The organism is Pontibacter locisalis (assembly GCF_042684605.1).
Taxonomy (GTDB): Bacteria; Bacteroidota; Bacteroidia; order Cytophagales; family Hymenobacteraceae; genus Pontibacter; species Pontibacter locisalis.
This window is the reverse complement of sequence record NZ_JBHULU010000004.1, coordinates 19765-32073: the sequence shown is the minus strand read 5'-3', so window position 1 is coordinate 32073 and position 12309 is coordinate 19765. Positions and strand designations below refer to the sequence as shown.

7 protein-coding genes are annotated in these 12309 nt (G+C 42.7%); all 7 read left to right on the top strand.

The window, feature by feature from the left end; genetic code table 11:
• The first annotated feature begins 41 nt into the window (after positions 1 to 41).
• The 7 genes from rplL (at position 42) to fusA (ending at position 12305) form a co-directional block, all read left to right on the top strand.
• Positions 42 to 422 (top strand): 50S ribosomal protein L7/L12, encoded by a 381-nt coding sequence (gene rplL / locus ACFSRY_RS03215; RefSeq protein ID WP_377503324.1) that lies wholly within the window; start codon positions 42 to 44, stop codon positions 420 to 422.
• Positions 423 to 579: 157 nt separating this feature from the next.
• On the top strand, positions 580 to 4452 hold the full coding sequence (gene rpoB, locus ACFSRY_RS03210) for a DNA-directed RNA polymerase subunit beta (protein WP_377503323.1): 3873 nt from the start codon (positions 580 to 582) through the stop codon (positions 4450 to 4452).
• A gap of 102 nt (positions 4453 to 4554) precedes the next feature.
• Positions 4555 to 8871, top strand: coding sequence for a DNA-directed RNA polymerase subunit beta' (gene rpoC, locus ACFSRY_RS03205; protein ID WP_377503322.1), 4317 nt, complete (start codon positions 4555 to 4557; stop codon positions 8869 to 8871).
• A 3-nt stretch (positions 8872 to 8874) separates the two neighbouring features.
• On the top strand, positions 8875 to 9192 hold the full coding sequence (locus ACFSRY_RS03200; protein ID WP_377503321.1) for a DUF3467 domain-containing protein: 318 nt from the start codon (positions 8875 to 8877) through the stop codon (positions 9190 to 9192).
• A gap of 104 nt (positions 9193 to 9296) precedes the next feature.
• Positions 9297 to 9713: a 30S ribosomal protein S12 gene (gene rpsL, locus ACFSRY_RS03195; RefSeq protein ID WP_219875622.1), complete on the top strand. Its 417-nt coding sequence runs from the start codon at positions 9297 to 9299 to the stop codon at positions 9711 to 9713.
• Between the two features lie 19 nt (positions 9714 to 9732).
• On the top strand, positions 9733 to 10200 hold the full coding sequence (rpsG, locus tag ACFSRY_RS03190; RefSeq protein ID WP_377503320.1) for a 30S ribosomal protein S7: 468 nt from the start codon (positions 9733 to 9735) through the stop codon (positions 10198 to 10200).
• Between the two features lie 2 nt (positions 10201 to 10202).
• Positions 10203 to 12305: an elongation factor G gene (fusA, locus tag ACFSRY_RS03185; protein ID WP_377503319.1), complete on the top strand. Its 2103-nt coding sequence runs from the start codon at positions 10203 to 10205 to the stop codon at positions 12303 to 12305.
• Positions 12306 to 12309 lie beyond the last annotated feature (4 nt).

Below are 12309 nucleotides of genomic sequence, written 5' to 3'. Positions count from 1 at the left end.
TAAAAACGTAATCAATAAGTAACTTTTAATTTCAATAAAAAATGGCAGATTTGAAAGCATTCGCTGAGCAGTTAGTAAACTTAACTGTTAAAGAAGTTAACGAACTAGCTACTATTCTTAAGGATGAGTATGGCATCGAGCCTGCTGCTGCTGCTCCAGTTATGATGGCTGGTGGCGCTGGTGCTGAAGGTGGTGCTGCTGCAGAAGAGAAAACGTCTTTTGACGTAATCCTTAAGTCAGCTGGTGCTCAGAAACTAGCAGTAGTTAAGCTTGTGAAAGAGCTTACTGGTCTTGGTCTGAAAGAGGCTAAAGAACTAGTTGACGGCGCTCCAAAACCTCTTAAAGAAGGTGTTGCTAAAGACGAAGCAGATTCACTGAAAAAATCTTTGGAAGAAGCTGGTGCTGAAGTGGAGGTTAAATAATCTCACTTTATCAACATACCGACAACAGGTAGACCTGGCATATTAGTCAGGTCTTTTCCTGTTTGTATACGGATTCATATTTTGAATCCTTTTTTGCCCACAGCTGTTTTGGACTCTGTGTGCTTGTAAGTGATTGTAAACGTAAAACTTCAAGGCTTTGGCTAAGAATAAAACGACAAATCGAATCAATTTTGCTTCTATTAAGCCTGTAATAGATTATCCTGACTTCTTAGATGTGCAGGTACAGTCATTCCAGGACTTCTTTCAGTTGGAAACTCCAGCTGAAAATAGAGCACAGGAGGGTTTGTTTAAGGTATTTGCCGAGAACTTCCCTATTTCAGATTCACGCGAGAACTTTGTACTGGAGTTTATCGACTATCATATAGATCCTCCAAAGTATTCTGTTGATGAAAGTATCGATAGAGGCCTTACATACTCAGTTCCGCTAAAAGCAAAACTTCGTCTTATCTGCAATGATGAGGATAATGAAGATTTTGAAACAATTGAGCAGGAAGTTTTCTTAGGAAACATTCCTTATATGACAGAAAAAGGCTCTTTTGTTATTAATGGAGCAGAGCGTGTGATTGTTTCTCAGTTACACAGGTCACCGGGTGTGTTCTTTGCTCAAAGCAAGCATACAAACGGTACCAAACTATATTCTGCCAGAATTATTCCTTTCAAAGGATCTTGGGTTGAATTTGCTACAGACGTAAATAACGTAATGTATGCATATATAGACCGTAAAAAGAAGTTTCCTGTTACAACTCTTCTTAGAGCGATAGGATACGGAACGGATAAGGATATTTTGGACCTGTTTGGATTGTCAGAAGAGGTTCCTGCAAATAAAACCAATCTTAAAAACTCAGTAGGCAGAAGATTAGCTGCACGTGTTTTAAGAACCTGGACAGAAGACTTTGTAGATGAGGATACTGGAGAGGTAGTTTCTATTGATAGAAATGAAGTGCTTTTAGAGCGTGACTCAGAAGTTACTCAGGAAGATATCGATGTTATTCTTGACTCTGGTGTTCAGTCAATCATTCTGCACCGTGAAAATGTGAATATTGCAGATTATGCAATTATTTACAATACGCTTCAGAAGGATAACTCAAACTCTGAGAAAGAAGCTGTTGAGCAGATCTACCGTCAGTTAAGAAATACAGAAGCACCAGATGAGGAAACAGCTCGTGACATTATTCAGAAGTTGTTTTTCTCTGACAAGCGTTATGATCTAGGTGAAGTTGGTAGATACAGAATCAACAAGAAGCTAGGTCTTGACACTAATTGGGATGCTAAAGTACTGACTAATGAGGATATCGTCTTGATCGTGAAATACCTGATTGGACTGATAAACTCAAAAGCTGTTGTTGATGATATTGACCACCTGAGCAACCGCCGTGTTAGAACGGTAGGTGAGCAGCTATACGCACAATTTGGCGTTGGTCTAGCCCGTATGGCACGTACCATCAAAGAGCGAATGAACGTGCGAGATAATGAAGACTTCAAGCCTGTTGATTTGATCAACGCGCGTACTTTGTCTTCAGTGATAAACTCGTTCTTCGGAACAAACCAGCTTTCTCAGTTCATGGACCAGACAAACCCGTTAGCAGAAGTGACGCATAAGCGTCGTGTATCTGCTCTTGGACCAGGAGGTCTTTCCAGAGAGCGTGCAGGTTTCGAGGTTCGTGACGTTCACTATACCCACTACGGTCGTTTATGTACAATTGAGACTCCTGAAGGACCAAACATTGGTCTTATCTCATCTCTTTGTGTACACGCAAGAGTGAACCACATGGGCTTTATCGAAACTCCTTACAGAAAGGTGATCGAAGGTAAAGTACAGGTAGATGGTTCTGTAGAATATCTGACTGCTGAAGAAGAAGATACCCACCACATCGCGCAGGCTAATGCTCTGATTGATGATCAAGGTAATTTCATAAACGAAAGAGTAAAAGGACGTTTTGAGGGAGACTTCCCTGTAGAGGAGCCTAATACTTATACATACATGGACGTTGCTCCTAACCAGATCGTATCGGTGGCGGCTTCCATGATTCCTTTCCTTGAGCATGACGATGCTAACCGTGCCCTGATGGGTTCAAACATGCAGCGTCAGGCGGTACCACTTCTAAAGCCACAGGCTCCAATAGTAGGTACAGGTTTGGAAAGAAGAGCAGCTATTGACTCAAGAGCACTTGTTGTCGCAGAAGGTGATGGTGAAATTGATTTTGTAGATGCAACAAAAATCGTAGTTAAGTATGACCTGTCTGAGGATGAAAAATTAGTTTCATTTGATGCAGAATACGTGACATATGATTTGATCAAGTTCAGAAGAACCAACCAGGATACATGTATCAACCTGACGCCAATAGTGCGGACAGGGGAGCGAGTTACAAAAGGTCAGCCATTATGCGAAGGTTATGCTACAAATAATGGGGAGCTTGCACTAGGAAGAAACCTGCAGGTAGCTTTCATGCCATGGCAAGGGTATAACTTTGAGGATGCTATTGTTATATCCGAGAAAGTAGTACGTGATGACGTGTTCACTTCTATTCACATCGAAGAGTTCGAGCTGGAAGTACGTGAAACGAAGCGTGGTGAGGAAGAACTTACTTCTGAAATCCCGAACGTAAGCGAAGAGGCAGTTCGTAACCTGGATGAAAACGGTATAATCCGTTTAGGTGCTGAAGTAAAAGAAGGAGATATCCTGATTGGTAAGATTACACCAAAAGGTGAGACTGATCCAACGCCAGAGGAGAAACTACTTCGTGCTATCTTCGGTGATAAGGCTGGTGATGTGAAGGATGCTTCGCTTAAAGCACCCCCATCATTGAACGGTGTCGTAATTGATACAAAACTGTTCTCAAGACCTAAGAAAGATAAAAACCTTCGTGCTAAGTCTAAGAAAGAGGTTGAAGAGCTAAAAGTTAAGTATGGTAAAGAACTGACTGCTATCAAAAATGTGATGGTAGATAAGCTGGTAGCTTTGCTTGAGGGTAAAACTTCACAGGGTATCAAGCACAAGTTCGGCGATGACATTCTTTCTAAAGGAGTTAAGTTCACAAGAAAGAACATCATTGAAGCCCTGTTCCCTGAAAAGAACCCATACAAGGACGAGAGTAACTACGCGGTTCCGGAGGAGGTAAACATGTTTAAAGACCTAATTCTGGAGAACTGGACAAGCGACGACAAGGCTAATAAAATGCTTGTTGAGCTTGTGAAGAACTATAATAAGCGTAGAAACATCGTATCTGCACACTTTAAGCGTGAGCGATTCACGTTAGAAGTGGGAGATGAGTTACCAGCTGGAATCGTGCAGCTTGCAAAAGTTTACATCGCTAAAAAGCGTAAACTTAAAGTAGGTGATAAGATGGCCGGTCGCCATGGTAACAAAGGTGTAGTAGCAAGAATCGTTCGTGAGGAAGACATGCCGTTCTTAGAAGACGGAACTCCAATGGATATCGTATTGAACCCTCTTGGTGTACCTTCCCGAATGAACATCGGGCAGATTTATGAGACAGTATTAGGATGGGCTGGCCTGAAATTAGGCAGAACATATGCAACGCCAATATTCGACGGAGCTACAGAAGAGCAGGTGTCGGCAGAATTGGCTGAAGCAGGACTTCCTAAGTTTGGACGTTCATATCTGTACGATGGATTAAGCGGAGATAGATTCGACCAGCCTGTAACAGTAGGTGTGATTTACATGCTGAAGCTAGGTCACTTGGTAGATGATAAAATGCACGCACGTTCAATCGGACCATACTCACTGATCACGCAGCAGCCACTTGGTGGTAAAGCACAATTCGGTGGTCAGCGTTTCGGTGAAATGGAGGTGTGGGCGCTTGAGGCATTTGGTGCATCAAACGTGTTGCAGGAAATACTTACAGTAAAATCAGACGATGTAATCGGCCGTGCAAAAGCCTACGAGGCAATTGTGAAGGGCGACGTGCTGCCTAAGCCAAATATACCTGAATCATTCAATGTATTGATTCATGAATTAAGAGGCCTGGCACTGGAAATAACATTAGAATAGTAAAGTAAAAGCTAAGCGCTGAGGTATAGACCAAGGCGCTTAGCTCACTTTATAAGAAATAGCTGTAAGGCATATTCATTGTATTGACATTATTATAATAATATGGCATTTGCAAAAAATAAAAAGCTAACTCAGGACTTCTCAAAAGTAACGATAAGCTTAGCTTCTCCAGAATCCATTCTGGAGCGTTCAAACGGAGAGGTAGTAAAGCCTGAGACAATAAACTATAGAACCTATAAGCCTGAAATGGGTGGTTTATTCTGCGAAAGAATATTCGGACCTGTAAAGGACTGGGAATGCCACTGCGGAAAGTATAAGAGAATCAGATATAAAGGTATCATCTGCGACCGTTGCGGTGTAGAGGTAACTGAAAAGAAAGTACGCCGTGAGCGTATGGGCCACATTGAACTGGTAGTTCCTGTAGCTCATATCTGGTACTTCAAATCACTTCCGAACAAAATAGGTTATCTGTTAGGCTTACCAACAAAGAAGCTTGATCAGATTATCTACTATGAGAGATATGTAGTTATTCAACCAGGTATACTGGCAGAAGACAGCGTAAACACGCTCGACTTCCTGACAGAAGACGAGTATCTGGATATGATTGACAAGCTCCCTCGTGAGAACCAGATGTTGGATAACAATGATCCGAACAAGTTCATCGCGAAAATGGGTGCTGAGGCATTGCAAATGCTTTTAGAGCGAACGAATTTAGATGATCTTTCATATGAACTTCGTCACGCTGCTGCTCACGAAACATCTCAGCAACGTAAAGCTGAAGCTTTAAAGCGTCTGCGTGTTGTAGAGGCATTCCGTGATGCAACAACAAGAATAGAGAACAGGCCAGAATGGATGATAATCCGCATGGTGCCTGTTATTCCACCAGAGCTTCGACCACTAGTTCCTTTGGATGGTGGCCGTTTTGCTACTTCTGACTTGAATGATCTGTACAGACGTGTTATTATCCGTAACAACCGTCTGAAGCGTCTTATCGAGATCAAAGCTCCGGAGGTAATCCTTCGTAATGAGAAGCGAATGTTGCAGGAAGCTGTAGATTCTCTGTTCGACAACTCACGTAAAGTGAACGCTGTTCGTGCAGAAGGTAACCGTGCACTAAAGTCACTATCAGACATGCTGAAAGGTAAGCAAGGACGTTTCCGTCAGAACTTGCTTGGTAAGCGTGTTGACTACTCTGGCCGTTCGGTAATTGTGGTTGGTCCAGAACTGAAGCTGCATGAGTGCGGTTTGCCAAAAAATATGGCAGCTGAACTTTTCAAGCCGTTCATCATCCGTAAGCTGATTGAAAGAGGAATAGTAAAGACTGTAAAGTCAGCTAAGAAAATAGTAGATCGTAAGGATCCTGTAGTATGGGATATCCTGGAGAACGTGCTGAAGGGCCATCCGGTACTCCTAAACCGTGCTCCTACGCTACACAGATTAGGTATTCAGGCATTCCAGCCAAAACTGATCGAAGGTAAGGCAATTCAGCTACACCCACTGGTGTGTACTGCATTCAACGCCGACTTTGACGGTGACCAGATGGCAGTGCACGTTCCACTTGGACCTGCTGCTGTTCTGGAGGCTTCGATGCTTATGTTGGCTTCACATAATATTCTTAACCCTGCCAATGGTGCCCCAATTGCGGTACCTTCTCAGGACATGGTACTTGGTTTATACTATGTATCAAAAGGAAAGCGTAGCACAGAAAACGAGAACATAAAAGGAGAAGGAATGAGCTTCTACTCTGCGGAGGAAGTAATCATTGCTATCAACGAAGGTCGTCTGTCAAAGCAGGCTTATATCAAAGTAAGAACTAAGGTAAAGAACGAGAAAGGTGAACTGGAGATGAAACTCATCGAGACAGTAGCCGGACGCGTTATCTTCAACCAGTTCGTACCAGAGGAAGTAGGTTTCGTTGACGAACTATTAACAAAGAAAAAACTTCAGCAGATTATCTCAAGAGTGTTTAAAGAGACAGGAATGGCTCGTACAGCACACTTCCTTGATGATATCAAAACACTAGGATTCCAGTCAGCCTACAAAGGTGGTCTGTCAATGGGTCTTGGAGATATAAATATACCTGCTGAAAAAGATGCATTAGTTGAGCAGGCAAAGAGAGAAGTAGATGCTGTATGGCAGAACTATTCAATGGGTCTGATCACAGACAATGAGCGTTACAACCAGGTAATTGATATCTGGACTCGTATCAACAATCAGATTACTGAAACGTTAATGCGTCGTCTGGAAAATGATGATCAGGGCTTTAACTCAATCTTCATGATGATGCACTCTGGAGCCCGTGGTTCTAGAGAGCAGATCCGCCAGTTGGGTGGTATGAGAGGTCTGATGGCTAAGCCTCAGAAATCGCTACAAGGTTCAGTTGGTGAAATTATTGAGAACCCAATCCTATCTAACTTCAAGGAAGGTCTGGATGTAATTGAGTACTTCATCTCAACGCACGGTGCTCGTAAAGGTCTAGCCGATACAGCGCTTAAAACTGCGGATGCTGGTTACCTGACCCGTCGTCTGGTAGACGTATCACAGGATGTGATTGTGAATGAGGAAGACTGCGGTACATTAAGGGGTCTGGAAGTAAGTGCGCTGAAAGACAATGAAGACATTGTAGAAACTCTATCAGAGCGAATCTTAGGACGTGTAACAGTACATGATGTATATGATCCAATATCAAATGAGCTAATCGTTGAGTCAGGCGATGAAATCACAGAAGAAGTTGCCCGACTGATAGAGAATACTTCAATTGAAGCAGTGGAGATACGTTCAGTATTAACCTGTGAGTCTAAGAGAGGTATCTGTGCGAAATGCTACGGACGTAACCTTGCAACCGGTTTCATGGTGCAAAAAGGTGAAGCTGTTGGTGTTATTGCAGCACAGTCGATTGGTGAACCAGGTACGCAGCTGACACTTCGTACGTTCCACGTAGGTGGTACTGCGTCTAACATTGCAGTAGATGCAACAATACTTGCAAAGTTTGCTGGAAAGATAGAGTTCGAAGATGTCCGAACAATCGATACAGTGAACAATGAGGGTGAACCTGTAAAAGTTGTAATGGGTCGTTCGGGTGAAGTTAAAATTGTTGATCCGAACACGGGTAAACTGTTCATCAGTAACCACGTGCCATATGGTTCATTCATCACAGTTAACGAAGGACAGACAGTAGAAAAAGGAGATAAGCTTTGTAACTGGGATCCTTATAATGCAGTTATCCTTTCGGAATTCGATGGTGATATTAGCTATGAGTCGATAATTGAAGGTGTAACTTACCGCGAAGAGTCGGATGAGCAGACAGGATACCGAGAGAAGGTAATTGTTGATACTAAAGACAAAACGCAGAACCCGGCTATCATTGTAAATCCTAAGAATGGCGAACCGAAAGGTTATAACATTCCGGTAGGTGCCCACCTGGTAGTAGAAAACGGTGAGAAAATCAAAGCAGGACAAATTCTTGCCAAGATTCCTCGTGCAATCGGTAAAACAAGGGATATTACAGGTGGTCTTCCACGTGTGACGGAACTATTCGAGGCACGTAATCCATCTAACCCAGCAGTAGTATCTGAAATAGATGGTGTTGTAACCTATGGTAGCGTGAAGCGAGGTAACCGTGAAATCTTCATTGAGTCAAAAGACGGAGTGAAGAAGAAATATATGGTGCCGCTTTCAAAGCACATCCTTGTGCAGGATAATGACTTTGTTCGTGCAGGTATGCCATTATCAGATGGTGCTATCACACCAACAGACATCCTGAACATACAAGGTCCGGGAGCTGTGCAAGAGTACCTGGTAAATGAGATACAGGAAGTATACCGTCTGCAGGGTGTGAAGATCAATGATAAACACATCGAAGTTGTCGTTCGCCAAATGATGCAGAAAGTAGTTGTAGTAGATGCAGGCGATACAAGCTTCTTAGAGCACCAGGTTGTGGACAAGTTGAATTTCATGGAAGAGAACGACAGAATAATCGACATGAAAGTTGTTGAAGATGCTGGAGATTCTACAAACCTGAAGCCAGGACAGATTGTGACAGCAAGAAGGCTGCGTGACGAAAATTCAAGCCTGAAGCGTAGGGATATGAAACTAGTTACTGTGCGCGATGCACAGCCGTCAGTTTCCAGACCAACGCTGCAAGGTATTACGCAGGCTTCATTAGGTACGCAAAGCTTTATTTCTGCGGCATCGTTCCAGGAAACAACAAAGGTACTGAGCGAAGCAGCAATCAAAGGTAAAGCTGATGAGTTACTAGGCCTGAAAGAAAACGTTATCGTAGGTCATCTGATACCAGCAGGTACAGGTTTAAGAGAATACCAGAAGATGATTGTTGGAAACCAGGAAGAGTACGACTCACTTGTGGAGTCTAAAAAGGCAACTTCAAAAACAAAACAACAGGAATTACAAAACAGATAAAAAATGGCTGAAGATCTGCAAAAGCAAAACCAAATAAACATAGAGTTGTCAGAAGAAGTTGCTGAAGGTGAGTATGCAAATTTGGCGATGATAGCACATTCTAGCAGTGAATTTGTGATTGACTTTATAAGATTGATGCCAGGTTTGCCAAAAGCAAAAGTTAAATCAAGAATTGTTATAACCCCAGAGCATGCCAAAAGACTTTTGGCTGCTCTGGCGGATAACATAAATAAGTTTGAAGCTAGTTTTGGCGATATTAAGCAATCTCAGGATGCTCCTTCTTTTCCAATGAACTTCGGAGGAACAGTAGGTGAAGCCTAAGGTGCTAATAATTAATGAATTAAAATTTTGAAATTGCGAAGTGATTTTCATACCTTTGCAGACCAATTTTTAGAGTGGAAAAATCTATAATTAACAGATTGTAAATGCCTACTATACAGCAATTAGTAAGAAAAGGAAGAGAGAAATTAACATCAAAGTCAAAATCTCCTGCCTTAGATTCATGCCCACAGCGTCGTGGTGTTTGTACTAGAGTATATACAACTACGCCAAAGAAGCCAAACTCGGCTATGCGTAAAGTGGCGAGGGTAAGACTCACAAACGGAAAAGAAGTAAACGCCTATATTCCAGGTGAAGGACACAACCTTCAGGAGCACTCAATTGTGCTAATCAGAGGAGGTAGAGTGAAAGACCTTCCAGGAGTACGTTACCACATTGTACGTGGTGCACTGGATACTGCGGGTGTAAGCGGACGTCTGCAAAGCCGTTCGAAGTATGGTGCTAAGAGACCAAAACCAGGTCAGGCTCCAGCTGCTGCAGGTAAAGGTGGTAAGAAAAAGTAATTCATAGAGTTATAATACAATGAGAAAAGCAAAGCCTAAAAGTAGAATTCTCCTTCCAGATCCTAAATACAAAGAGACGTTAGTAACACGTTTTGTAAACTACATGATGGTAGATGGCAAAAAAAGTGTTGCTTACGGAATCTTCTATGATGCTGTAGATCTAGTAGAGCAAAGAACAAAAGAAAACGGACTGGAGACCTGGAAGAAGGCACTGAATAACATCATGCCAAGTGTCGAGGTTAAAAGCCGTAGAGTAGGGGGAGCTACATTCCAAGTGCCGACTGAGGTTCGTCCAGAACGCAGAGTATCTCTAGGAATCAAATGGATGATTTCCTACTCCCGCAAACGCGGTGAGAAAACAATGAAAGACAGATTAGCTGGTGAGATAATCGCAGCTGCTAAAGGCGAAGGTGCTGCCGTTAAGAAAAAAGACGATACACATAGAATGGCCGAAGCAAACAAAGCGTTCTCACACTTTAGATTCTAGTAATGGCAAGAGACTTAAAATACACAAGAAATATTGGTATTGCTGCGCACATCGATGCGGGTAAAACCACTACGACTGAACGTATTCTGTATTATGCTGGTGTAAGCCACAAAATAGGTGAGGTTCATGATGGCGCTGCTACCATGGACTGGATGGAGCAGGAGCAGGAGCGTGGAATTACAATTACGTCAGCTGCTACAACTGTAACATGGCCATACAGAGGGCAGGATTACCACATCAACATCATTGATACTCCAGGACACGTTGACTTTACTGTAGAGGTAAACCGATCTCTGCGCGTATTGGATGGACTGGTATTCTTATTCAGTGCTGTTGATGGTGTAGAGCCGCAGTCAGAAACAAACTGGCGCCTTGCAGATAACTATAAAGTTGCCCGTATAGGATTCGTTAATAAAATGGACCGTTCTGGCGCTGACTTCCTTGCTGTATGTAAGCAGGTGAAAGAAATGCTTGGCAGCAATGCTGTAGCACTTCAGTTGCCAATTGGTGCAGAGGATAACTTCCGCGGGGTAGTTGACTTGGTAAACTTCAGAGGCATTGAGTGGAACGATGAAGATAAAGGAATGACCTTTACAGAAGTTCCGATTCCGGCAGATATGCTGGAGGAAGCTGAAGAGTACAGAGAGAAATTATTAGAAGCAGTAGCTGAGTACGATGAGACTTTGATGGAGAAATACTTCGAAGATCCTGCCTCAATTACTGAAGATGAAATCATTGCAGCACTTCGTGCGGCTACAATCGACATGGCGATTGTACCAATGCTTTGTGGTTCTTCTTTCAAAAATAAAGGTGTACAGACAATGCTTGACTATGTGATGGCGCTTTGTCCGTCACCTCTTGACAAGGAAAGCATCAAAGGTACCAACCCGGATACTGGTGCTGAAATAGCTCGTAAGCCAAGTGAAAGCGAGCCATTTGCTGGCCTTGCTTTTAAGATTGCAACTGACCCTTATGTTGGCCGACTATGCTTTGTGCGAGCTTATTCAGGTGTACTAGAGTCTGGTTCTTACGTGTTCAATACACGCTCGAATAATAAAGAGCGTATCTCACGTATTTTCCAGATGCACGCTAACAAGCAGAACCAGATCGAAAGATTAGGAGCAGGTGACATCGGAGCGGTTGTAGGTTTTAAAGACATTAAAACAGGAGATACCCTATGCGACCAGAACGCTAAAATCGTTCTTGAATCAATGGATTTCCCTGAGCCGGTAATTGGATATGCAATTGAGCCTAAATCTCAGGCTGACTCGGATAAAATGGGTATGGCTATTGCCAAACTTATTGAAGAAGATCCAACACTTCAGGTAAACACTGATGAGGAAACTGGTCAAACGATCCTACGCGGTATGGGTGAACTTCACCTGGAGATTATCATTGACCGCATGAAGCGAGAGTTCAAAGTTGAACTTAACCAGGGTGCTCCACAGGTTGCTTACAAAGAAACTATCACTAAAAATATTGAGCACAGAGAAGTGTTCAAGAAGCAGTCAGGTGGTCGTGGTAAGTTTGCCGACATTGTGTTTGAAATGGGACCACGTGAAGATGGAAAACAAGGTCTTGAATTCGTGAATGCTATTGTAGGTGGTGTGATTCCAAAAGAATTTATACCAGCTGTACAAAAAGGATTCGAAGAGGCAATGAAGAATGGTATCCTTGCAGGCTTCCCGATAGATTCAATGAAAGTGCGTTTGTTCCATGGTTCATTCCATGATGTAGACTCCGATTCACTTTCTTTTGAATTAGCTGCACGTCAAGGGTTCAAAGAAGCAGGTAAGCAGTGTGCTCCTAAACTTCTTGAGCCGATAATGGCAGTAGATGTTGTTACTCCGGATGAATATACAGGTCCAGTAACAGGTGATTTGAATAGAAGAAGAGGTATCATGAAAGGTATGGATACTAAAGGAACAGCTACTGTAGTAAAAGCAGACGTTCCGCTTTCAGAACTGTTCGGCTATGTAACTGACTTACGTACCATCACTTCAGGTAGAGCAACAGCATCCCTTACTTTCTCTCATTATGAGCAAGTACCACAAAACCTGGCAGACGGCATCGTTGCTAAAGTAAAAGGAACAGCAGCTAAATAATAGT